The organism is Halobellus salinus (genome assembly GCF_014646875.1).
Lineage (GTDB): Archaea > Halobacteriota > Halobacteria > Halobacteriales > Haloferacaceae > Haloquadratum > Haloquadratum salinum.
Genome location: NZ_BMOC01000007.1, coordinates 59,968 through 83,452 on the forward strand (window position 1 = coordinate 59,968; position 23,485 = coordinate 83,452).

The 23,485-nt window shown below is 67.9% G+C and carries 22 protein-coding genes; 16 read left to right on the top strand and 6 right to left on the bottom strand.

Annotated features, from left to right (window positions below; genetic code table 11):
* Positions 1 to 200 precede the first annotated feature (200 nt).
* Positions 201 to 1,181, bottom strand: a complete 981-nt coding sequence (gene larE, locus IEX72_RS07150) for an ATP-dependent sacrificial sulfur transferase LarE (RefSeq protein ID WP_188786687.1) — start codon at positions 1,179 to 1,181, stop codon at positions 201 to 203.
* A gap of 252 nt (positions 1,182 to 1,433) precedes the next feature.
* Between larE and IEX72_RS07155 the strand changes: the two genes are divergently transcribed.
* The 4 genes from IEX72_RS07155 to rpiA all read left to right on the top strand — a co-directional run bounded on the left by IEX72_RS07155 (position 1,434) and on the right by rpiA (position 5,608).
* Positions 1,434 to 3,461 carry a MutS-related protein gene (locus IEX72_RS07155; protein ID WP_188786688.1) on the top strand — a complete coding sequence of 676 codons (2,028 nt, stop codon included), beginning with the start codon at positions 1,434 to 1,436 and terminating at the stop codon, positions 3,459 to 3,461.
* A gap of 16 nt (positions 3,462 to 3,477) precedes the next feature.
* Positions 3,478 to 3,645 (top strand): hypothetical protein, encoded by a 168-nt coding sequence (locus tag IEX72_RS07160; protein WP_188786689.1) that lies wholly within the window; start codon positions 3,478 to 3,480, stop codon positions 3,643 to 3,645.
* A gap of 77 nt (positions 3,646 to 3,722) precedes the next feature.
* Entirely contained in the window at positions 3,723 to 4,847 is a 1,125-nt protein-coding gene (locus tag IEX72_RS07165) for an ORC1-type DNA replication protein (protein WP_188786690.1), read from the top strand.
* A gap of 74 nt (positions 4,848 to 4,921) precedes the next feature.
* The gene (gene rpiA, locus IEX72_RS07170; RefSeq protein ID WP_188786691.1) at positions 4,922 to 5,608 is read left to right on the top strand and encodes a ribose-5-phosphate isomerase RpiA; all 687 of its coding nucleotides are present in this window, start codon (positions 4,922 to 4,924) and stop codon (positions 5,606 to 5,608) included.
* A gap of 88 nt (positions 5,609 to 5,696) precedes the next feature.
* Here rpiA and IEX72_RS07175 read toward each other — a convergent pair whose 3' ends face one another.
* Positions 5,697 to 5,864: a DUF1931 domain-containing protein gene (locus IEX72_RS07175; RefSeq protein WP_185194266.1), complete on the bottom strand. Its 168-nt coding sequence runs from the start codon at positions 5,862 to 5,864 to the stop codon at positions 5,697 to 5,699.
* A 263-nt stretch (positions 5,865 to 6,127) separates the two neighbouring features.
* On the opposite strand from IEX72_RS07175, the gene larB reads away from it, so the two are divergent.
* The 5 genes from larB to IEX72_RS07195 all read left to right on the top strand — a co-directional run bounded on the left by larB (position 6,128) and on the right by IEX72_RS07195 (position 10,276).
* On the top strand, positions 6,128 to 6,892 hold the full coding sequence (larB, locus tag IEX72_RS07180) for a nickel pincer cofactor biosynthesis protein LarB (RefSeq protein WP_188786692.1): 765 nt from the start codon (positions 6,128 to 6,130) through the stop codon (positions 6,890 to 6,892).
* Between the two features lie 193 nt (positions 6,893 to 7,085).
* The gene (locus IEX72_RS15645) at positions 7,086 to 7,235 is read left to right on the top strand and encodes a DUF7563 family protein (protein ID WP_425603791.1); all 150 of its coding nucleotides are present in this window, start codon (positions 7,086 to 7,088) and stop codon (positions 7,233 to 7,235) included.
* A 180-nt stretch (positions 7,236 to 7,415) separates the two neighbouring features.
* On the top strand, positions 7,416 to 8,282 hold the full coding sequence (surE, locus tag IEX72_RS07185) for a 5'/3'-nucleotidase SurE (protein WP_188786693.1): 867 nt from the start codon (positions 7,416 to 7,418) through the stop codon (positions 8,280 to 8,282).
* 25 nt (positions 8,283 to 8,307) lie between these two features.
* Entirely contained in the window at positions 8,308 to 8,580 is a 273-nt protein-coding gene (locus IEX72_RS07190; protein ID WP_188786694.1) for a GIY-YIG nuclease family protein, read from the top strand.
* A 322-nt stretch (positions 8,581 to 8,902) separates the two neighbouring features.
* Complete coding sequence (locus IEX72_RS07195; RefSeq protein WP_188786695.1) at positions 8,903 to 10,276, top strand: phosphoglucomutase/phosphomannomutase family protein; 1,374 nt, start codon at positions 8,903 to 8,905, stop codon at positions 10,274 to 10,276.
* On the opposite strand, the gene IEX72_RS07200 is transcribed toward IEX72_RS07195, so the two are convergent.
* Together IEX72_RS07200 and samp2 are read right to left on the bottom strand one after the other, a co-directional pair.
* Positions 10,269 to 10,745, bottom strand: a complete 477-nt coding sequence (locus IEX72_RS07200) for a GNAT family N-acetyltransferase (RefSeq protein WP_229663774.1) — start codon at positions 10,743 to 10,745, stop codon at positions 10,269 to 10,271. The genes IEX72_RS07195 and IEX72_RS07200 overlap by 8 nt on opposite strands.
* Positions 10,742 to 10,972, bottom strand: coding sequence for a ubiquitin-like small modifier protein SAMP2 (gene samp2, locus IEX72_RS07205; protein ID WP_188786696.1), 231 nt, complete (start codon positions 10,970 to 10,972; stop codon positions 10,742 to 10,744). The genes IEX72_RS07200 and samp2 overlap by 4 nt, the downstream gene beginning before the upstream one ends.
* Positions 10,973 to 11,101: 129 nt before the next feature.
* On the opposite strand from samp2, the gene IEX72_RS07210 reads away from it, so the two are divergent.
* From IEX72_RS07210 to IEX72_RS07235, 6 genes are all read left to right on the top strand, one after another.
* Positions 11,102 to 14,086 carry a replication factor C small subunit gene (locus tag IEX72_RS07210; RefSeq protein WP_229663775.1) on the top strand — a complete coding sequence of 995 codons (2,985 nt, stop codon included), beginning with the start codon at positions 11,102 to 11,104 and terminating at the stop codon, positions 14,084 to 14,086.
* Positions 14,087 to 14,387: 301 nt separating this feature from the next.
* Positions 14,388 to 17,162, top strand: a complete 2,775-nt coding sequence (gene alaS / locus IEX72_RS07215) for an alanine--tRNA ligase (RefSeq protein ID WP_188786697.1) — start codon at positions 14,388 to 14,390, stop codon at positions 17,160 to 17,162.
* Positions 17,163 to 17,271: 109 nt separating this feature from the next.
* A complete protein-coding gene (locus tag IEX72_RS07220; RefSeq protein ID WP_188786698.1) occupies positions 17,272 to 17,865 on the top strand; it encodes a DUF7504 family protein in 594 nt (197 codons plus the stop codon).
* Between the two features lie 39 nt (positions 17,866 to 17,904).
* A complete protein-coding gene (locus tag IEX72_RS07225; RefSeq protein WP_188786699.1) occupies positions 17,905 to 18,678 on the top strand; it encodes an alpha/beta fold hydrolase in 774 nt (257 codons plus the stop codon).
* A 133-nt stretch (positions 18,679 to 18,811) separates the two neighbouring features.
* Positions 18,812 to 19,516, top strand: a complete 705-nt coding sequence (locus IEX72_RS07230) for a type 1 glutamine amidotransferase (protein WP_188786700.1) — start codon at positions 18,812 to 18,814, stop codon at positions 19,514 to 19,516.
* A gap of 229 nt (positions 19,517 to 19,745) precedes the next feature.
* The gene (locus IEX72_RS07235) at positions 19,746 to 20,066 is read left to right on the top strand and encodes a 4Fe-4S dicluster domain-containing protein (protein WP_188786701.1); all 321 of its coding nucleotides are present in this window, start codon (positions 19,746 to 19,748) and stop codon (positions 20,064 to 20,066) included.
* A 299-nt stretch (positions 20,067 to 20,365) separates the two neighbouring features.
* On the opposite strand, the gene IEX72_RS07240 is transcribed toward IEX72_RS07235, so the two are convergent.
* Positions 20,366 to 21,502 (bottom strand): sensor histidine kinase, encoded by a 1,137-nt coding sequence (locus IEX72_RS07240; protein ID WP_188786702.1) that lies wholly within the window; start codon positions 21,500 to 21,502, stop codon positions 20,366 to 20,368.
* Positions 21,503 to 22,194: 692 nt separating this feature from the next.
* Complete coding sequence (locus tag IEX72_RS07245) at positions 22,195 to 22,572, bottom strand: 2'-5' RNA ligase family protein (RefSeq protein ID WP_188786703.1); 378 nt, start codon at positions 22,570 to 22,572, stop codon at positions 22,195 to 22,197.
* Positions 22,573 to 22,729: 157 nt separating this feature from the next.
* Here IEX72_RS07245 and IEX72_RS07250 point away from each other — a divergent pair, with 157 nt between their 5' ends.
* Positions 22,730 to 23,476 carry a tetratricopeptide repeat protein gene (locus tag IEX72_RS07250; RefSeq protein ID WP_188786704.1) on the top strand — a complete coding sequence of 249 codons (747 nt, stop codon included), beginning with the start codon at positions 22,730 to 22,732 and terminating at the stop codon, positions 23,474 to 23,476.
* Positions 23,477 to 23,485 lie beyond the last annotated feature (9 nt).

The window sequence follows — 23,485 nt, forward strand, 5'->3', positions numbered from 1 at the left end:
CGTGGGGTATCTCGGGAGCCCCGACCCGGTCGTGCTTCGGTTGATCGCCGGAGTGAGCCTCCGCCCGGTGGTGGCCGGCGGGATCGCTGTCGGACTGGTGGTCGGCTACGAGGCGCTCCGCCTCCTGCTCGGCGCTCGCGAGGATCGGTCGGGGTGAACTGTCGGCCGCGTCTCCCCGCTCCGGGAGGGACGGACCCGGATCACTCCCCGGTCGGGTAGTCGGTACCGAAGACGTCCGCGACGGCCGGGTCATCGGCGTCGCTACCGGTCTCCGTTTCGTCCGCGCCGTCCTCGTCTGGACTGACGCTCCCCGTCCGGTAGCCGTGGAGGTCGAGCGTGACGTGGTCGAACCCCAGATCCGAGAGGTGTTCCCGGGCGGCGACCACGAAGTCGTGATTCAGCGCGGCGTCGAGTTCGTCGGGGTCGATCTCGATCCGAGCGAGGCCGTCGTGGTCGCGCACCCGGAACTGGGCGAACCCCCACTCTCTGAGCACGCGTTCGGCGGTCTCGATCCGCGAGAGCCGCTCGTCGGTGACCTCCAGTCCGGTCGGGATCCGCGAAGAGAGACACGCCATCGACGGCTTGTCCGCGACCGAAAGCCCACGACTGTCGGCGATCGCCCGGACCGCCGCCTTCCCGATTCCAGCCTCCAGGAGCGGCGACCGCACCTCCAACTCCTCGACGGCTTGGAGGCCCGGGCGGTGGCCCTCGCCGGGGTCGGAGGCGTTGGTGCCGTCGCACACCGTCGGAATCCCGAGGTCGTGGGCGGCTTCGTACATCCGACCCAGCCGCATCGTGCGGCAGTGGTAGCACCGGTCGTCGCCGTTCGCGACGAAGTCGGGATCGTCGAGTTCGGAGAATTCGACGACCTCGTGGCGGATCCCAATCTCGTCGGCCACCCGGCGGGCGTCGTCGAGCTCCGCGGCGGGGAGCGTCTCGGATTTGGCGGTACACGCCACCGCGTCGTCGCCGAGCGCGTCGTGTGCGAGCGCCGCGACGACCGAGGAGTCGACACCGCCCGAAAAGGCGATCAGCACGCCGTCGCACTCGGCGAGCGACTCCCGGACTGTCGCGGCCTTGGTGTCGAGTGCGGTCGTGTCGCCGTTGGCGTTCGGATCAGCGGCGACGTCCACGTCGCCCGCGTCGCCCGCGTCGGCTACGGCGTCGGAGTCGGTCTGCATACCCCGACCACTAGCGCGGAGTCGCAAAAGCGCGTTGTCGTGGCCTCGGTGGGGATGGGACGGCGCGAGCGGCGGCGAAAGGCCCGTGTTTGGATGTCAGAGTGCCGAACAGACAGCCACCGCTGGGTGGGACTGGAAGGGGCGGGGGCTTCCGGAATCGTCGTCACAGTTCCGGTGATCCTGTTCCCATCCCGCTCGTCGTACTACCAAGACCCGTAACGTTTTGTCGGATGCGGAGCCAACGCCGCTCGAATGGAGTTCGAGGCCATCCCGGGGGTCGGCGAGAAGACCGCGGCCGCGCTTGCGGAGCTCGACGGCGCCGAACGGGCGCTCGAAGAGGGCGACGTCGCCACCCTCGCGCGAGCCCCCGGCCTCTCGGAGGGGCGGGCCGCTGTGGTCGCCCGCGGGGCGATCCGGCGGCGCCACGGCGACGACGGCGGGTTTCTCGCCACCGGCCGCGCCCGGGAGGTCTACGAGGACGCCCTCGATCTCCTCCGGGAGCGGACCGTCACCGACTACGGCGCCAAACGCGTCGCGACCTTCTATCCAACGCAATCGGCGTCGCGGATCTCGGAGGTCCGGGCGTTCGTCGACCGCGCGACCGACCGCGCGACCGACCGCGACTCCGATCCGGCGGTCCGCAACGCCCTGGCTGGCGTCGAACCCCTCGAACCGCCGCCGACGCGTCGGGTCCGTGATCGGTGTCTCGCCACCGCCGACGCCGAGCGGTTCGCCGCCGCGGAGGACGCATTCCCCGAACTCTCTGTCGAGGTCGTCGAAGACACCCGTGGGCTGGCGGAGCTCGCACGCTCCTATGCCACGGTGATCGCACTCGACGAGCGGTTCGCCGGCGTCGATGTCGACGGCGACGTTCGGATCCGCCCCGACGCGCTCGAACACCCCGACGAGATCGTCCCCGAGCGCGTGCTCGCCTTCTTCGCGAGGAACCGCTCCCGGCTCCTCGCGGCCGCCGAGGTCGCCGAAGCCGCCGGCATCTCCCCCGGCTGCGACCTCGACGCCCTCCGGAACGCGCTTGACCGAGTCGACGACGACGGCACCGTGGTTGGCGACGTGGAACTCGGCCGTCTGTTGACCGCGGTCGGCGACCTCGACGCCGCGGTCAGTACGGCAGAATCGGTCGCTAACGACCGGCTGCGCGACGCGATCCGGGAGCGCGACGTGACCATCGATGGCACCGACTTCCTCTCCTTGGTCGAACAGGGCGCCCGCGTCGACTCCCTGTTAGACCGGGAGCTCGCCGACGAGTACGCCGACGCGGTCGACGCCGCCCGCGGGCACCTGGTTGAGGCGCTCGATCTCAAGCCCGAGGAGGCGGGGTTCGCCGAGCGGGCATTTCCCGAGGACCCCGCCTTCCCCGTCGCCCACGAGGAGTCGGTGATCTCGCGGCTCCGGACCGAACTCAAAACCGCGAGAGACCGCCGCGCCGCCCGGTTGAAGCGGGAACTCGCGGCCGATCTCTCCGGGTTGCGCGACCCCGCGGAGTCGCTGGTCCGCGACGCACTGGAAGTCGACGTGGAGCTCGCAGTCGCGCGCTTTGCCGCCGACTTCGAGTGTACGCTACCGACATTCGTCGAGAGTGATGAGAGTGAAGGAAGCGAATCCGACGCCGACGGGGACGGTCACGGCATCACCATCGAGGGCGGCCGCTCGCCGCTCTTGAACGTCGATTTCGAGAACGTCGACCCCGTCGACTACGCGGTGTCGGGCCCGACGCTGCTGTCGGGCGTCAACTCCGGTGGGAAGACCTCGACGCTGGATCTGGCGGCGCTTGTGGTCGTGCTCGCTCAGATGGGGCTGCCCGTTCCCGCTGACCGGGTCGAACTCGCGCGCTTCTCGGAACTCCATTACTACGCGAAGACCCAGGGCACCCTCGACGCGGGGGCGTTCGAGAGTACGCTCCGGGATTTCCGGGGGGTCGCCGACGGCGCCGAAAACCGGCTCGTACTCGTCGACGAACTCGAAAGCATCACCGAACCCGGTGCCTCTGCGAAGATTGTCGCCGGGATCCTGGAGGCCTTAGCGGAGCAGGCCGCGACTGCGGTGTTCGTTTCGCATCTGGCCCGAGAGATCAGCGAGGCCGCAGACTTCGACGTCGCGGTCGACGGTATCGAGGCGCTCGGACTCGAAGACGGCGAACTCGTGGTGAACCGGTCGCCGGTCAAGGATCACCTCGCGCGGTCGACCCCCGAGCTCATTGTCGAGAAACTGGCCGAAGATGACGGCTCGGGCTTTTACGATCGGCTGCTGCGGAAGTTCTGACTGGCCGGCGTGGGCGGTGGATTTTCACGTAGCGCTCGCAGGGATCGGACTCGCAGTCGCGGTCGGCGGGATCGAGCCGTTCCTCCGCGGGTCCGTGTCCCTGACCGCGTTTGTGGCCGGCGTCGTCGCGCTCGCGGTCGCCGTCTTCGCCGCGGTTCGCGCCTACCGCCTCGTCACAGAGTGAGCCGCCCGGAACCCCCGATTCCCCCCGCATCGCCGGCTGGGGAACGGTTAAGTGAGTTCCTCGCCGTCGTTCACGTGATGAGCGACGACCCCGACGAGGGGATGCTGTCGTGGGACGAGTCGGTGTTCCGCGACGAGCACGTCTTCGAGATCGACTACGTGCCCGAGACCTTCGAGCACCGCGAGACCCAGCTCGAAAGCCTGAAATACGCGCTCCGCCCGGCAGTCCGCGGCTCGCGCCCGCTCAACACGATGATCCGCGGCCCGCCCGGGACCGGAAAGACCACCGCGGTCCAGAAGCTCTTCGGCGAACTCGGTGTCCAGACCGACGTCCGGACCGTCCGGGTCAACTGCCAGGTCGACTCGACGCGGTACGCCGTCTTCTCCCGGGTTTTCGAGCACATCTTCGAGTACGAACCACCCGCCTCGGGCATCTCTTTCAAGAAGCTGTTCGGGCAGATCACCGACCGACTGGTCGAAGACGACGAGGTGCTGGCGGTCGCGCTCGACGACGTGAACTACCTCTTTTATGAGAACGAGGCCTCCGATTCCCTCTACTCGTTGCTCCGCGCCCACGAAGCGCACTCGGGAGCGCGAATCGGTGTGGTCGTCGTGTCCTCTGATCTCTCGCTCGACGTTATCGACGAGCTTGACGCCCGGGTCCAGAGCGTTTTCCGACCTGAGGAGGTGTACTTTCCGGTGTACGACGTCGACGAGATCGTCGACATCCTGCGGGAACGCGTCAAGCGGGGCTTCCACAGTGGAGTCGTCGGCGCCCCTGAACTCGACCGCGTTGCGGAACTCACCGCCGAGAGCGGCGACATCCGCGTCGGGATCGATCTGCTCCGGCGGGCCGGGCTCCACGCGGAGATGCGCGCCAGCCGGACCGTCGAGACCGAGGACATCGAGGCGGCCTACGAGAAGTCGAAACACGTCCACCTCTCGCGGAGCCTCCGCGGCCTCTCCGACCGGGAGCGCGAACTCGTCGCGGTCATCGCCGACCACGACGGCGACCGAGCCGGCGAGGTCTACGAGGGCTTCCACGAGGAGACCGGGCTCGGCTACACCCGCTACTCAGAGATCGTGAACAAGCTCGACCAGCTCGGGGTTGTCGACACCGCCTACGCCGACGTGGAGGGCCGCGGCCGGTCGCGGTCGCTGTCGCTGGCGTACGACGTTGACGCCGTTCGCGAACGGCTGTGACACGTCGGCCCCAGCAGTGACGACCACCGGCCCACAGCGGAACTTTTGTCACCCGCCTCCCCGAGACGGCTGGTATGAAGACCACGGACGGCACCGACGGCCAGAAGCGGCGGGCGGGCGAGCGCGCCGCCGAGGCGGTGGAGGACGGCGACGTGGTCGGGTTGGGGACCGGCAGCACCGCCGCACACGCCATCCGCGCCATCGGCGACGCGGTCGACGCCGGACTGGACGTTCGAGGCGTTCCCACGTCGTTCGACGCCCGCCGGCTCGCACGGGACGCCGGGATCCCGCTCCGGTCACTCAACGAAGTCGACGGCATCGACCTCGCGATCGACGGCGCCGATCGGATCGACCGCGACTGTACGGCGATCAAGGGTGGCGGCGCGGCCCACGCCCGGGAGAAGGTTGTCGACGCTGCTGCCGACCGGTTTGTGGTGGTCGCGGACCCCTCGAAGGTCGTCGACACGCTGTCGCACCCGGTGCCCGTGGAAGTGCTCCCCGACGCCTACACCGCGGTTGAGCGGGCGGTCGCAGCGCTCGACGGGGAGCCGACGCTCCGACGCGCGGAGGCGAAGGACGGTCCGGTGATCACCGACAACGGAAACCTGGTGTTGGACTGCGCGTTCGGTCGGATCGACGATCCTACGGGGCTCGCACGGCGGTTGTCGCCGGTCCCCGGGGTGGTCGAACACGGGCTGTTTGTCGGCCTCGTGGACACCGCCTACGTCGGCACCGACGACGGGGTCAAGCGCTTGGAGTGATCGGTACACCCTCTCGTCGTGACTGCCCCCGCGGGCGCATCGCTGACCGTATCGAGATGAAAAATCGGGGTCAGAACCGTGAACCGAGCTACAGGTCGCGGGGCTGCACCGTCTTTCGGTCGTTCGCTTCGGCACGCCGGGCGGCGTCTTCGAGCAGTTCGGTGACTTCGTCGTCGAGTGCACCGTAGAAGTCGGACGAAACGTTCTTGTCGTCGAGCGCTTCCTTGACTGCCGCTTTGACAATAAGGTCTGCCATACGCGTCGTTCTACACCGGCACTATATAAAAATATTTTCCAAAACGCCGGCGTCTCCGGCCGTGCTTGTCGTCTGTAGGGTTTCACAGTAGAATGATTTATATACCCGGATACCCGAACAGGGCTCCGGCCGCCGCGGGACCGCCGCGGAGAGGCGGGTCAGCCGGTTGGGGTGCCGGATCCAGCCGACGGGTGCGGCCGAACAGACGCGTGTGTCGCCCGGCGAGCGTCACATACGTCCCACTTCGCCGCCGAGGGAGGGGTATGCGAGAGTTACTCGAAGCGGTTGCAACTGGCGAGGTCTCCCCGGCCGAGGCCGAGACGCAACTCCGGGGCTACGCCACGACCGATGCCGGCCGGTTCGACGCCGGCCGGGAGACACGGCGCGGGGTACCGGAGGGGATCCTCGCGGCGGGAAAGTCGCCGTCTGCGGTCGCAACGCTCACACAGGCCGCACTGGAGACGACGGGCCACGCGCTCGTCACTCGTGTCTCCGAGGCCGACGTCACCGCCGTGACCGACGAAGTCGCCGACGGCGTGACTGTAGCCCACGACGAACGCGGGCGGACCCTCGTAGCGCGGTGCCGCGGGGACGAGCGTCCGACGGTTGATGCCGAGGTCACAATCGTCACCGGCGGGACCGCCGACGCTGCCGTTGCGGCCGAGGCCGAGACCGTGCTCAGCGTGATGGGCGTTGACACGACACGGGTCGACGACGTCGGTGTCGCCCACCTCGGTCGGGTGCTGGACGAGACCGAGGAGCTGCGGGCTGCGGACGTGCTGGTCGTCGCCGCGGGACGCGAAGGGGCGCTTCCGACGGTCGTTGCCGGCTTGGTCGACACGCCGGTCATCGGTGTGCCGGTGTCGTCGGGTTACGGCCACGGCGGGGACGGTGACGCCGCCTTGGCCGGCCTCCTCCAGTCGTGTACGGTGCTGTCTGTCGTCAACATTGACGCGGGGTTCGTCGCCGGAGCCCAAGCGGGGCTCGTTGCCCGGGCGGTCAGCGACGCGCGTCACGGGTCGACGTGAGCAGCACGGACACGTCACCGGGTGGAGGGCCCAGCCGTGTGCGGGCCACGGGTTTCCTCCAAGAAAGCCAAGAACGGTCAGTTATGTAGCGGTCTTCTGAACGTTTCTCGGCTTCGCGCGCGTGCGCGGGAAGCCATATGTATGCCGGGTGTGTACCCGAAGCACCGGCAACAGGTGGCTGCCGGACACACGCATGCCAAGTTGTGACCACTGCGGGTCACACGTCTCCGACCGGTTCGCGCGCGTCTTCGCCGACAAGCACGGGCGACTCCTCGCCTGTCCAAACTGTTCGGCGAACGCGGGCATCGCCGAAGTCGCACGGCGGCGGACCCGCACAGCGTGACCACTGAAGCGAACCCAGACCACCACGCGAAGCCGTACTCCACGTGTTCCGGTTGGGCGGTAGGACCGCCCGACCACCGTGGCGACACTAGCCTTCCAGCGGGTGCTCTCTGATCGATCCGGCTGTCTCCACCGGAACCGGACCGGAAGGGCTACCTGCGGTTCGACGAAGATGGCACTGATGGCTGCCAACCCCACGATCCTGCTGACGAACGATGACGGGATCAACGCCCCGGGGCTCGCGACGCTCCGGACGGAGCTCACCGCGTTCGGCGATGTCACCGTCGTGGCGCCGGAATCAAACCAGAGCGGCGTCGGCCGCGCCCGAAGCGAGGCCGCGGTGGTTCGCGACCACCCGTGGGGGTACGGGCTGGTCGGGACACCCGCTGACTGCGTCGCCTACGCACTCCGCGGACTCGACACCGACTTCGACATCGTGGTGTCCGGTGTCAATAGCGGCCCAAACGCCGGCAACTACGTCGTCGGGCGCTCCGGGACCGTCGGTGCAGGGATCGAGGCTGCGTTCTTAGGAACGCCGGCACTCGCGGTTTCGGCGTACCACTCCACCGACTTCTTTCTCTCGCCGCCAGCGGAGTACGACTTCGGCCGCCCAGCCCGGATCGCCGCCCGGCTGATCTCCCGGGCGGTCGATGTCGGCGTCTACGACGATGTCGACCTGCTGAACGTCAACGCACCGGTCGACGCACCGAACCCGCCGGTCGTTCTCACCGAGCCGTACCACGACTACGGACAGGACGTAGAGCGGCTGGAGGTCGCAGACCGCGACACCACCGAACTCGGGGTCGACGCCGGGGAACTCGGCGACGACGAACACGTTGTTCGCCTCCGTGACCGGACCTGGCCCGGCGTCGTGGGGTGGGAAAACCCGTTCCCACCGACCGACGAGCACCGCAGCCGGTACCCGGTCGGGACCGACCGCCGGGCGATGGTCGACGCCGCAGTCAGCGTCTCCCCGCTGTCGGTGCAGCACGCCTCGCCCGACAGCGCCGCGCTGGCGGAGGTCGTCGAGACGCTTGACACGGAATGACCGGCGAGTCGAGGGGTGAGTAACGGTGGAAGCCGCCGATTTCGACGCCAGCGCCGACCACTACGTCTACGTCCTGGAGTGTGCGGACGACTCGCTGTACACCGGCTACACGACGGACGTCGAGCGGCGCGTCGCGGAGCACAACGCGGGCGACGGCGCGAAGTACACCCGGGGTCGGACGCCGGTCGAGGTGATCCACGTCGAGACGTTCGACACCAAGTCGGCGGCGATGTCCCGCGAGTACGAGGTCAAGCAGCTGTCGCGCGCCGCGAAGAAGCGGTTGGTCGGCTGGGGATGAACGGGCCGGGTGGCGCGTTGCGGACGGCGACCCGCCGCGGGCGGCAAGGGAGAGCCGCCGCGCGTCGGCGACAGCGACCGGTCGGCCCGGGTGTCGCATCCGAAGATAACGAACAGTCGGCACACCTGTTGCCCGCGTCGACGTGCCGAGCAATCGCTGCCCGACGCGGGGTCGCTCTCAGGTCACGGGAGCGGTGGCCGCGGAATCGTATATAAACCCACGGCGTGAGACACCCGATACCGGCGCTCGCTCGCTGGCGGGACCGACAGTTGACCAGACGCGCTGCCGCACCTTTTTGCCCGGTGGCGGCGAGGCGGGTGGTATGAACGCGATCTCTTTCGGCACGGACGGGTGGCGCGCAACCCTCGATACGTTCACCGACGAGCGGGTGCGGATCGTCGGGCAGGCTGTCGCGGACTCCCTCGCAGACGCGGGTCGGGACGACCCCGTGATCGTCGGCTACGACGCCAGAGAGACCTCCGAGGGGTTCGCGGAGTCGCTTGCCGACGTACTCTCGGGCAACGGCTTCGATGTCCTCCTCCCGGAGCGGGACTGCCCGACTCCCCTCGTCGCGCACGCGGTCGTTGACCGCGGACTCTCCGGCGCGCTGATGATCACGGCGTCGCACAACCCCCCGGAGTACAACGGCGTGAAGTTCATTCCTGCCGACGGCGCCCCCGCGCTCCCCGAGGTCACCGACGCGATCGCGACCCGCCTCGCCGAGCCGACTCTGCTTCCACCCGCCGAACACGGCTCGGTCAAGACCGTCGACGTGGTGACGCCCCACGCCGAGCGCGCTCGCGAGTTGGTCGACGCCGACCTTTCGGGGGTCACGGTCGTCTACGACGCGATGCACGGGTCGGGGCGGGGCGTCACCGACGACCTCCTCCGGTCTGCGGGTGCGGATGTGGTGAGCATCCGCGACGGCCGCGACCCCGAGTTCGGCGGCACGCCGCCGGAGCCCAGCGCGGAGAACCTCGCCCCCCTGGTCGACGCGGTCAAGGCCCACAACGCGGATCTGGGGGTCGCAAACGACGGCGACGCCGACCGCGTCGCGTTTGTCACGCCGGGCCGCGGGCACCTCGATGAGAACCTGTTCTACGCCGCGGCGTACGACTACCTGCTCGAATCGGATTCGGGGCCGGCAGTCCGGACGGTCTCGACGACCTTTCTGATCGACCGGATCGCCGACGCCCACGGCCACGAAACCGTCGAGACCGCGGTCGGGTTCAAGTGGGTCGCGGAGGCGATGGCGGACAGTGACGCCCTCATCGGCGGAGAGGAGTCCGGCGGGTTCTCGATCCGCGGCCACGTCCGTGAGAAAGACGGCGTCTTGGTGGGACTGCTCGGCGCGGCCGCGACCGCCGCGGAGCCCATCGGCGCCCGCGTGGACCGCCTCATCGGCGAGCACGGCGACATCGTCGCCGACAAGATCAGCCTTGAGTGCCCCGACAGCGAGAAGCGCCGCGTCATCGACGAGCTTGAAGCGACACTTCCCGAGGACGTCGCCGACCGCGAGGTTGCCGACGTGGTGACGCTCGACGGGTTCAAACTCCTGCTCTCGGACGGGTCGTGGCTCTTGGTCCGGCCGTCGGGCACCGAGCCCAAGATGCGCGTCTACGCCGAGGCCGGGAGCCGCGAGCGGGCCGATGCGCTGCTCGACGCGGGCCGGGATCTGGTCGCGCCGCTCATCTGAGGACGCCACGGAGGCGGTCGCGGTCCGAATCCTCCGGGTCGTCCTCCCCCACGCTCTCCGGCGCGTCGATCGCAAACCCCAGCGACTCGTAGAACGGCCGGACGCTCTCGCGGAACCGCGCGACGAGCGGACCGTCGGTCCGTGCCGCGGCTGTCTCCACCAGCGACGCGCCGACCCCCCGCCCCCGACGCGACCGATGGACGGCGATCTGTTCGACCTCGGGTGGGCCCGCTCTCGGATCGCTGAGAACGCAAGCGCCGACCACGCGCTCGTCGCGCCCCGCGGTGTCGCCGTCGGTGGACGCCCGACGCTCCTCACGGCTGTGCCCGCGGACGACCGCCACGAGCACGTCACCGTCTGTGACCCGGCCCCGGGCTCGCCCGCGGTCGAACTCCAGCATCGCGGCGTCGAGCAGCCGGACCACGCTGTCGGCGTCGCCGTCGGTCGCCTCGCGGACGGTGTGGGTCACGACGGGGGGCCGAGAGTTGCGCCCGAGGACCCTCCCTTGATCAATCGGAGCACCCGCACGCGGCCGGCGTCGACGGGTTGGTCCTCGGGCACGGGGCTTCCGTCGACCATCACAGACACCTCGTGGGGCGAGTAGCCGACCGCCCGCGCGAGGTCGGCGTACGTCGCGTCCGCGGCGACGTCGACGTTCCGGGTCTCCTCGCCGACGACTTCGACGGTCACGCGCATACTCTCGTGTGGACGCTACCGGGGTTTCCCGGTTTCGCTCGGTGTCGGTGGCGGCCGACCGTAACCGTCGTCGATGCCTGCCGGACGCAACGCGGGTGGTTTATGACCCGCCGGATCCGTCCTTCCCGTATGAGCGAGGCCGACGCGCCAGCGGACGCCGCGGCAGGGCGGGAGATCTGGATCGAGAAGTACCGCCCGGAGCGTTTCGAGGACATCCACGGCCAGGAGGACATCGTCGCTCGCCTCCAGTCGTACGTCGAACGCGACGACCTGCCCCACCTGCTCTTTGCGGGGCCGGCGGGTACCGGGAAGTGCGTCACCGGAGACACACCCGTCCTCACGAACCGTGGGATCGAGCGTGTCGAATCGGTAGTCGGCGACGTCGACGGGTTCGGCACGCCCGACGACGGAGTAGAGGTACTATCACTCACCGACGCAAACGAGTTCGAGTACGTGGAGCCGTCCCACGTGTTCGGAAAAGAGGCGTCTGAGCTCCGGCGAATCGAGACACGTGACGGAGAGACGATGGAGGTCACGCCGGAGCACAAGCTCCTCGTTCTCACGAAGGACGGGCTCACGTGGAAGGAGGCGGATTCCGTCGGCGATGGGGATCGGATCGCACGACCACGGCGCGTTCCGACGCCCCGCGTTCGTGCCGAATCGGAATCGACGGCGCAGTCCGATGTACGGCTAAATTGGCTCGAAAACGTCGACGACGAACGCATCCGGATTCGTCTCACCGAGGAGTTCGCATCGGAGCTCGGACAGCCGAGTACGACCATCTCTCCCGACAGACTCCGAGCACTGGAGCCCGACACGGAAGCGCTCGAAGCCGGCGTCGAGTCGATCCAGTACGTCAATTCGGTCGGTAGAGAATCACGACCCGTCACGCCGCCGTGGCGACTGACGCCCGAACTGGCCCGGTTCGTCGGCCTCGCTGTCGCGGAAGCACGCATCGATGGGGGACGGATCAAGTTCTACAACACCGACAACGACCTCTGCGACGCGTTCGCCGAAGCGGCCCGATCGCTGTTCGGTCTCGAACCGAAACGCGGGACACAGAAGGATGTACCCTACGTCGCGGTCCGGTCGCAGACGCTCACGCATCTGCTCCGGGAGTCGTTCGATGTCTTCCGGAGCGCGAGCGGCGATCAGGGGATCGGATCGACGCTCGTGTCCGGCGACGACGAAAGCCGCGCCGCATTCGTTCGAGCGATGTTCGATGGGGAGGCGCACGTCTCCGACAACGGGATCATCGAACTGACACAAAAGAACGGAGATCATATCACACTTCTCTCCTATCTCCTCTCGACGTTCGGGATCCCGAGCCGTCGGCAGACGGTCCAGAAGTCGGCGACGAACGGTTCGGGCATCGAGCGTGAGTACCACGTGTTGTACGTGTCCGGCGCTCGGAACCTCCGGCAGTTCGCCGACGAGATCGGGTTCAGTATCGAGCGGAAACGGCGTCGGGTCGAGACACACGCTCGGAAAGAAGCCAATCCCAACCACGACACGATCCCCCGGCAGCGTGCCGCTCGGCAACTGTGCGCGGAACTGAACCTCCCTACCCAGTCGCTGCTGTCGGACACGCTCGATCCGGACAGTCCCGGGCGGAAGGCTCACGAATCGGAGCTCGCAGACGTCGTTGCGGCAGCGACGGACCGTATCGAGGCGGCACAGGAGACGCTCGCGGCGATCGAACAGCTCTCGTCGGAGCTGAAAAGCGCCACTGCGGCCCCGGCCGAGTGGGTTCGCGCCAGAGAACAGTTAGAGCCGATAACGTCCCGACGCGACGTATCCGAGTCGACCGGCGTCCGTAGCGATCGGCTGCTGGAGTACGCCGACGGTCGTCGGACCCCGTACGTGTCGCGGGTGACGACGTTACTTTCCGAACTCGATGGAGAGGAACGCGACACGACAGCTTCAGATGCAGGCCAAACCGCGAATATCGGACGCCTCAACCAGGAACTCTCCGCGTGTGTCGACGCACTAGGGGTCTCGTACGAGCGCGTCGCCGAGGGGACAGACCTACGCGGCACCGACGTGAACCAACTCCTGACGGCGGACGGTCAGGAACTCGATGGGCTCGTCAGGTTCGAGACCGTCGCCGACCGGCTGCGCGAACTGGCCGACGGGATGCTCTCGCTCGACGTGATCGAACGTCTCGATTCGATCTCCCGCGTTGCGGACGCTGATCTGTACTACGACGAGGTGACGAGCGTCGAGACGATCAAGGAGCCGCGGCGCGTCTACGATCTCACGGTCCCGTCCTCGCGGAACTACGTCGCCGGGACGAACCCTACCGTGATGCACAACACGACCTCGGCCACTGCCATCGCCCGTGCGGTCTACGGCGACGACTGGCAGAACAACTTCCTCGAACTCAACGCCTCCGACGAGCGCGGGATCGACGTGGTGCGCGACCGGATCAAGAACTTCGCGCGGTCGTCGTTCGGCGGGTACGACCACCGGGTGATATTCCTCGATGAGGCGGACTCCCTCACGGATGACGCACAGGCAGCACTCCGCCGCACGATGGAGCAGTTCGCGGACAACACCCGCTTTATCTTGTCGTGTAACTACTCCTCGAAGATCATCGACCCGATCCAGTCGCGGTGTGCGGTGTTCCGGTTCTCCCCGCTCGGCGACGACGCGATCGCGGCGCAGGTCGAGGAGATCGCCGACGCGGAGGGGATCGAGGTGACCGAAGACGGTCTCGACGCCCTCGTCTACGCCGCAAGCGGCGACATGCGCCGCGCGATCAACGCCCTCCAGGCCGCGGCCACGACCGGGGAGGTCGTCGACGAGGAGGCGGTGTATCTGATCACCTCCACCGCCCGCCCCGAGGACATCGAGGAGATGGTCGAGGCCGCGATCGACGGCGACTTCGCGGCCGCGCGATCGCAGTTGGAGACGCTGCTCGTCGACACCGGGATGGCCGGGGGCGACATCATCGACCAACTCCACCGGTCGGCGTGGGACTTCGACCTCGACGACCGGACCACCATCCGGCTGATGGAGCGGATCGGCGAGGCCGACTACCGGATCACCGCGGGCGCCAACGAGCGGGTCCAGTTGGAGGCGCTTCTGGCGTCGCTGGCGGCCGAGGAGTAGGTCGGCTCGCGGCCGTTCGCGGAATCCGTGGCGTCGACTGCCAGTGTTCGGGGGAGCGATGGCTGAGCGAAAACCTACCGGGTGGGACTGGAAGGGGCCGCGTTCTCGCTGAGCGAGACGACGCAAGGACCGCAGGCGCGAACGAAGCGAGCGCCGAGGACCGCAGCGAGTCGCAGCCAGCGAGAACGCGGGGGCTTCCGAGGTCCCGACTGATCCGCTCAAGACAGTTTCATCGAAATGTAAATCGTATCGACCCCGGTCCCGGAACTGTTTTACCCGGCCACTGGCCAACTCACGGGCAATGAGTGAGCTCGAAGCGGAGTACCGACTCGACTACTTTGAGGAGGAGGGGTTCCACCGGAAACAGTGTCCGGTGACCGACGTCCACTTCTGGACGCGCGACCCCGACCGCGAGACGTGCGGCGAGCCGCCCGCCGACGACTACTCCTTCATCGACAATCCCGGCTTCGACGAGGCGTACACCTTAGCGGAGATGCGCGAGGCGTTCCTCTCGTTTTTCGAGGCCAACGACCACGAGCGGATCCAGCCGTACCCCGTCGCCGCCAACCGGTGGCGCGACGACGTGTTGCTCACCCAGGCGTCGGTCTACGATTTCCAACCGCTTGTCACCTCCGGGCGGAGCCCGCCACCGGCCAACCCGCTGACTATCTCTCAACCCTGCATCCGGATGCAGGACATCGACAACGTGGGCAAGACCGGTCGGCACACGATGGCGTTCGAGATGATGGCCCACCACGCGTTCAACACCCGCGAGGATGCCGACAACGAGTACGCCTACGAGGGGGAAGTCTACTGGAAGGACCAGACCGTTGAGCTCTGCGATCAGTTCCTCGAGCACATGGGCGCCGACCTGGAGGAAATCACCTACATTGAGGACCCGTGGGTCGGCGGCGGCAACGCCGGCCCCGCCTTCGAGGTGCTCTACCGCGGCGCCGAACTCGCGACACTCGTCTTCATGTCGATGGAGCAGGATCCGGAGGGCAACTACGAAATGAAAGACGGCAACCGGTACTCGCCGATGGACACCTACGTCGTCGACACCGGGTACGGCCTCGAACGCTGGACGTGGGTCTCTCAGGGCACCGCCACCGTCTACGAGGCGATCTACCCCGACGCCATCGAGTTTCTCAAAGACAACGCCGGGGTCACCCTGAGCGAGGAGGAGGAAGACCTCGTCCACCGGGCGGCGAAACTCTCCGGATACCTCGACATCGACGAGGTCGACGACCTGACTGCGGCCCGGGCGGAGGTCGCCGACCAACTCGACGTCGACGCCGACGAACTCACCGAACTCCTCGAGCCGCTCGAGACGATCTACGCCATCGCGGATCACTGTCGGACGCTCGCGTACATGTTCGGCGACGAGATCGTCCCCTCGAACGTCGGCACCGGATACCTCGCGCGGATGGTGCTCCGGCGGACCAAACGCCTCGTCGACGATATCGGCGTCGACGCCCCGCTCGACGAACTCGTGGACATGCAGGCCGAGCGGCTGGGGTACGACAACCGCGACACCATCCGCGACATCGTCCGGACCGAAGAGCGAAAATACCGCGAGACGCTCGAGCGCGGCCGCCGCAAAGTCGAAACGCTGGCCGCGGAGTACGCCGATCGTAACGACCCCATCCCGGTCGACGAACTCATCGAACTGTACGACTCCCACGGTATCCAACCCGGGATGGTCGAAGACATCGCCGGGGAGTATGGGGCAACAGCCACCGTTCCCGACGACTTCTACTCGCTGGTCGCCGACAGACACGCCGGCGCGGACGCAACGGCGGCCGCGGAGGGCCACGACGACCGGCTCACGGACCTCCCGGAGACCGAGAAGCTGTTCTACGACGATCAAGAGCGGACCGAGTTCGAGGCGGTGGTTCTCGACGTCTTCGAGCGCGACGGCGACGAGGGCGCGTACGACGTGGTGCTCGACCAGACCATGTTCTACCCCGAGGGCGGCGGCCAGCCCGCCGACCACGGCACCCTCGCGACCGACGACGCGACCGTTCGGGTGACCGACGTCCAGAAGCACGACGGCGTGGTCGTCCACCGGACCGACGGCGACCCGGGGACCGGGGAGTTCGTTCGCGGCCAACTCGACGTGGAGCGTCGCCGGCGGCTCATGCGCCACCACACCGCGACTCACGTGGTCGGGCTCGCTGCCCGACAGGTCCTCGGCGAGCACGTCCGGCAGGCGGGCGCCCAGAAGGGAACCGACAGCGCGCGGCTCGACATCACCCACTACGAGCGGCTCGAACGCGAGGACGTGACGCGGATCGAAGCCGTCGCAAACGAGATCGTGATGGAGAACACGCCGGTGGAGCAGGCGTGGCCCGACCGCAACGAGGCGGAGGCCGAACACGGGTTCGACCTCTACCAGGGCGGGATTCCGCCGGGAGATCAGATCCGGACGATCACCATCGACGACGATGTCCAAGCCTGCGGCGGCACCCACGTGCACCGGACCGGCGACATCGGCGCGATCAAGCTGCTCTCGACGGAGCCGGTCCAAGACGGGGTCGAGCGGCTGACGTTCGCCGCGGGCGACGCTGCCGTTGAGGCCACCCAGCGCACCGAGGGCGCGCTCTACGACGCCGCAGAGGTCCTCGACGTGACCCCCGAGGACGTGCCCGCGACCGCAGAACGGTTTTTCACCGAGTGGAAGGAGCGCGGCAAGACCATCGACCGGCTGCGGACGGAACTTGCTGAGGCCCGTGCGAGCGCCGACGACGCGATTGATATCGACGGCACGCCTGCGGCGGTGCGCCGACTCGACGCCGACGCCGACGAACTCCGCGCAACCGCGAACGCGTTGGTCGATAACGGAACCATCGCCGTGCTCGGCTCCGGCGCCGGCGGCAGCGCGCAGTTCGTGGTCGGCGTCCCCGACGGCGTCGGCATCAACGCCGGGGAGGTCGTCGGTCGACTCGCGGCGGCGGTCGGCGGCGGGGGCGGCGGTCCGCCGGACTTCGCACAGGGTGGTGGCCCCGACGTCGACACTCTCGACGACGCCCTTGAGTCGGCGCCGGAAGTCTTGCGGGCGGTCCACCGGGCGTAGCCGGGCTTCCGCACCGACAGGCCACGAGCGCGTGGTTTGCGCTACGTCCACCGGGTGGCACCGCCGCGACCAGCACAAAATTTATTCGTAACTGTTGTCCATTTAACGTGTGGACGATGTATCGCGAACCGCCTCCCGGATCGACGGGGCGTCGTCGGTGCTGATCCTGCGCCCGCAGTCGGCCGCGCGAGCGGACACCGCGTGGAGACGGGCGCTCGTCGACGATCCAGAGTCAGTCAAGTTGGTCGGTGTGTGCCTGTCCGACCGCCCGGCGGAGTGGTACAAAGAGTGGCGTGAGGTGCTCGGGACCGAACCCGCGGCAGCGGCGGTGATCACGACGCCGGAACTGGCGGGCGACGACGACCCCGACAGCGTCGAGTTGAAAACCGTCTCGACACCCTCGAACCTCACGGGAATCGGGGTGAAGACCACGCCGTACCTGAACCGGTGGGATGACGCGGTCGCAGTGGTCGACCCCCTAACGGTGTTGTGCCAGTACGCTGACACGCAGGAGGTCTATCAGTTCCTCCACGTGCTGTTGGCGCGGCTCCGGGGCAGCGGCCAGGCGCAGGTCTACGCCGACCCGGTAGTCGATGACGAACGCTCGATCGAACTCCTCAAATCACTCTTCGACGCCGTGGTCGAGTACGATCCCGAGGGAGAGCACAACGGCGACTGGAACGCTCGGCGCCGCCAGTCGTGAGTCGGGTGAAATAACCCGAACCGACGTCTCGAGTGAGGTATGCCGACAGTCACGAACGGCGCCGAGATCTACTACGAGACCGTGGGGACGGGTGAGACGGTCGTATTCGTTGGTGACGCGGGGTACGGCGCGTGGCAGTGGGGGTGGCAACACCCCGCCGTCGCTGGCCCGTACGAAGCCATTGTGACGGACCTCCGGGGAGTCGGTCGCTCCGACCGGGGAGCGACGGTCGACGGTGTCGAGACCCTGGCTGCGGATCTCACAGCAGTACTCGCCGACGCCGGTGCCGACGCTGCCCACTTGGTCGGGGCGGGACTCGGCGGGATGGTGGCGCTCCAAGTCGCGCTTTCGACCTCTCGAGTCGAGAGTCTGACCCTGGTCGGGACCGCCGCGCGCGGCCACGGTCTCGACCTCGGCCCGCTGTGGGGCGACCCCGGCGACCCCGATACACTCGAACGGTCGGTCGCGGCCGGACTCTCCGATGCGTTCCTCGACGCACACCCCGACGCCGTTGAGCGGATGGTGGGGTGGCGGGCCGAGGAGGACGCCCCCCGGCCGGTGTTCGAGGCCCACGCCGCCGCCGTGGCGAGGTTCGACGTGTCCGACCGGCTCTACGAGGTCACCCAACCGACGCTGGTCGTCCACGGCGGCGACGACACGGTCTGGCCCCCCGAACGCGGCGCCGCGCTGGCGGAGGACCTCCCCCGCGGGGAGTTCCACGAGGTGGCCAACGCGGGCCACTTAGTCCACGTCGAGGCGTCGCGTCGGGTCAACGATGACCTGCTCGGGTTCCTCGCGGGGGTGTCATACTGAGAGCACTCAGTACGAGCGGGTCGGGCGTCGCCCGTCGCGTTCGACCGGCAGTCGGCGAGGGGCGGTGGGCCACGGCAGCAATCCGTTGTCAGGGTCGCAAGGAATTTGAGCTCCGGCCCCGTCTCGGGTAGTAATGAGTCGACACGACGACCGGCTCCGGGTGGCGCTCCTCGACGCCTCACACGGCGACACCCACACCCGTCGGAACTTCCGGCGGGAACTCGACGCGGAGCTCGTGGAGTTCGACGTGACCGAGGGCGACCGCCCGGCCGGCTTCGAGTTCGATGGCGTGGTGATCACCGGCTCCCGGGCGTCGGTCTACTGGGACGAGGGGTGGATCGATCCACTGGTCGACTACGTCGCGAGCGCCCACGACCGGGGGATCCCCATTCTCGGCGTCTGTTACGGGCACCAGGTTCTCGCCGCGGCGCTCGACGGCCGCGTTGAGTCGATGGGCGAGTACGAACTCGGCTACCGCGAGGTGACTCGTGTCGGGGACGACGACCTCTTCGAGGGGGTCCCCGAAACGCTCACCGCGTTTATGTCCCACTCCGACGCCGTCACCCAGCTTCCGGCAGGAGCGGAACTGTTGGCGGAGAACGACTACGGGATCCACGCGTTCCGCCGGGGCCGCGCGTGGGGCGTCCAGTTCCACCCGGAGTACGACCGTGAGACGGCCACGACGCTCACGAAACAAAAGGACCTCGACGAGGAACGCATCCGGTCGGTCCTCAACGGCATCACCGCAGAGAACTACGACGCCGCCTGCCGGGCCAAACGGCTCTTCGACAACTTCACGCAGTACGCCCGCCGGGTGCGGGCGGAAGCGACCGCCTGATACGTCGGGATCGTTCCCACCACCCGACCCCGGCTCCGCGCACACCCCGATCTTCTCCGAGTCGAGGTCCGCTGTCACGCCGGGGTCCCGCATCGCCGACACGCCCTCCAGAGGCGCGTCAGCGCTCGTGACTCCGACTCCTCGTCCCGGGGCCGGCCGCCACCCAGGGTACCGGCGTCCGGGTCACCGACCGACGGGATTTTCCACCGCGCCCGAGTACCCGTAGACGATGGGAATCGATCCGAACTTCGATGACAACCGCGAGCGCGTCGGCGAGGAGAACGGTGTCGACGTGTGGGGGCCCGTGGACCCGCCGGAGCAGCTCGGAATCCACGGCGTTCACGTCGCGGTCGACTACGACCTCTGTGTCGCCGACGGCGCGTGCCTACAGAACTGCCCGGTCGACGTGTTCACCTGGGTCGACACCCCTGGCCACCCCGAGTCGGACCGGAAGGTCGAACCCACCTACGAGGACCAGTGTATCGACTGCATGTTGTGTGTCGACATCTGTCCAGTGGACGCGATCGACGTGGACGGCTCCCGGTCGTGAATCGCCTCGGGGTCAACCCCTGGGGCACTCTGCTTGTATACTGTGACCTACCCCGCCCCACTCGCTCCCGCTCGCCCTGCGGCGGTCGGTCACTCCGCGAGGGCGGGGCTGGAGGGGGCTTCCGAGGTCTTCGCTCTCTCGATCTGCCCGATGTCACTCCTAACTGAACAGTACCCGCGCTTCCCTGCCGACCTGCTCGCTTTGCTCGCCGAGGCCGGGGGCCCCGCGCTCCCGACTGCTGAACGCCGGGCTGTCGTGACAGCGCGGAGGACCGGGGGCCGTCTCCACTCGAAGGCGGTTCACGCCGCCTGCTCGGCGGCGAGCGACGGACTCGGCGTGGATATGGTTGACGCCGCGCGGGCTCGTCGCAGTCGGAGACACACCACAGTTCCCCCGGATGCGCTCTCCTCGAACCGGACCGAACCGCCGGATTTCACTACGATCCAGTTGACGAGCCACAGTCCCAGCCCGCTCGCGTGTTCCAGGTTGGTCTCATAGCCCCGGTCGAACGCCGCGAGTTCGCTATCCGGAATCCCCGGACCGTTGTCCGCCACGCGGAGGGTGACGAACTCGTCACCGTCCTGCGGGGGAGTCGTCGAGCCGATGGTGACGTGAGGCGCCTCGGCGTCGTTGTGTTCGACGGCGTTTTCCACCACGTTCATAACCGCGGACTTGACGAGTGGATGGGCGACCGCCGGGAGCGTCGGTGGGAGCGAGACGTCGATATCGGCGTCCGAATACTCCGCGCGGATCTGTTTACAGCAGGTTTCGACGAGCGCGGCGAGATCGACGTCTTCGCGTTCCGCGTCGCTCTTGTAGAACAGCCGCTCGATCTCTCTGGCGTGGTCTCCGAGTTCGACGAGGGTGGCCGCCTGTCGCTCGATGGTGCGGGCGTGCTTGATCGATGCTGTGTCCCCGTCAGCGAGCAGTTCGGCGTGGCCCTGGATGACGTTCGCACTCGTGCGGATGTCGTGCCGGAGCACACGGTTGAGCACAGTAAGGTGCTGGCTCAGCTGGTTGGCCTCCGCTCTGGCAGCGCGCTGGCGGGTGTCGTAGACGCCAACAATAAGCCCGACCAAGCCACCCGCCGACGCCGCAGTGACCACGACGACCATCTGGTCGCTCACGGTTACGCCGCGGGCCTGCTGGGAGAGGATCGTGAGCTCCGCCCCGAGGGACAACACGACGGCTCCGCCGACACACCACGCCGCAACGCGCGGGAACTGCGCGCCGTCGACATCGAGTCGACGGAGTTGGGCGCCGCCCGCCAGGATCCCCACGGCGAACCCGGCCGGGATCAACAGTCCGAGGAAGAGCGCCCGGAGGCTCTCGTCAGCGCTGAGGGCGTGGACAGTATGGAGGCCGAAAAGCCCCAAACCGGTGCCGAAGATACCGCCCAACCCGGCGTACTCCTTCCAAGATCCCGATGCGGACATTTTGCGAACCTGTTACATATCGTAAAAGTCAGGTGATAAAAAAGCGCGCACCGCACTATCAGTTTCGATATTTGTGGTGTCCGACGGGTCCGTGCCGGTGGGCGTTCACAACTCGACCGCCCACAGGGTTCCGCAGACCCGCCCGTCGCTCGTCAGGGTGTCCGTCGGGGAAACTTCCCCGCCCCACTCGCTTCCGCTCGCCCTGCGGCGGCCGGTCACTCCGCGAGGGCGGGGCTGTACCGCACCGATACTGCGCCCGCGGTCCCGTGCGTGGGCGCGGCCCGACTCTCTCTTCGCGTCCTGCCGTCGACGTGAGTGCATTGATGCTGCTTCCCGGTGTGCTCGCGCTTTCCTCAACGCGGGGACGGAATTGCCCCGGCCCCAGCCCCGGCCCCGGCCGCGGTCGCCGGTCCCGGGTACGGGGTGCGTTGGAACCGCACCACGGGAGCCAGTTCACTCGTGTGCGAACGCGCTTTCTCGCCGGCCTGCTCGCTCTGCTCGCTGAGGTCGGGGGCTCCGCGCTCCCGACTGCTGATCTCCTCGACCCGGACCCCCGAGGCCCGGGTCGGTCACCTGAACGACGCGCTGCACGAGGTCTTTCCCGCGGGCGTCGGCCGTCCGGGCGAGCGTGATGTTCGGCGTACATTGCCTCGGGGGTGTCGCCCTCGAACACTGGCGCTTCGAGTTCGCGCTCAACGGCTCCGTTGCGTCGGGTTGTTTCGGCACGGACCCCTGCGAACACCGGTCCAGACCACGCTGCTGTCCTCCAGAGCGGGGAAAACGCCGACCCCGCCCACGCGCATCCCCAAGGGATCCACGCCGGCGTCGTCGGCTGCGCGTTCCAAGGCTGATCCGTTCCCGTCGATCCGATCAGGGTCGACCTCCCCGATAACAAAGAGGGTACGGTGAGCGGTGTCGGGGTCGACGAACCGCAACCCGTCGGGGTCGACGAACCGCAGCCCGTCGGGGTCGACGAACCGCAGCCCGTCGGCGTCGGCAAAGCGGTCCTGCGCGTCCGCGACAGCGTCGACGAGGTGGTCAGGGAGGTCGATGCTGACGAAGACTCGCACGCGGGGTTCTCATACTGTCGGCTATAACTACGTGAAGATTTTCGACACCCCGGGGTGTCGAAATACGTCACGCGACTATAGCCGACAGTATCACTCCGAATCCACCGAACGTTCCAGTGACGCAGTCCTTAACCGTTCCGACGACCAACTTCGGGGTATGACAGACGGCGACGCCGACAACCACGAGTTCTCCTCGGGGCAGGGGTTCGACGCCGAGTACGAGGAGTTCACGCTCGATCCGCCGGAGTTGAAGGTGGATCCGGCGACGGTCGACCCCGTCGACACCCGGGTCGTCACCGACGAACTCGACCGGCGGAACATCGCGTCCGACCAGGTCGATGTCGAACAGCTCATGGACGTCGGGCTGTCGTACATGCAGATCAACCGGTTCGAGGAGGCCACCGGCACCTTCGAGCGCGCCGCGCAGTTCGCCGACGAGGACTCCCTCGAAGCTCAGGAGGCGTGGGTGAACAATGGTGCCGCGCACGCCGAACTCGAGGAGTGGGACGACGCGATCGGCGCCTACCGGGAGGCGCTCCGGATCGACGACGACTCCGAGCACGCCGCCTCCGCGGAGACCAACCTGGCGTACGCACTGTGGAACGCCGGCGAGACCGAGTCGGCGCTGCGGCACGCCGAGCGCGCGGTCGAGATCGACCCGCGGTTCGCCCAGGCGTGGTACAACCGCGGGTTCTTCCTCCGGGAGCGCGGGCTGAACGACGAAGCGGTCAACGCCTTCGACAACGCGATCCGGCTGGGGATGCAGACCGCAGACGTGTTAGAAGAGAAAGCCGCCGCCTTGGAGGAGCTCGGGGAGGACGAGCAGGCCGAAGAGGTCGCAGCACGGGCCGAAGACATCCGTCAGGAACGCGAGCAGGAACTGCTCGAACAGCGGGACCAGTGAGGTGACGCG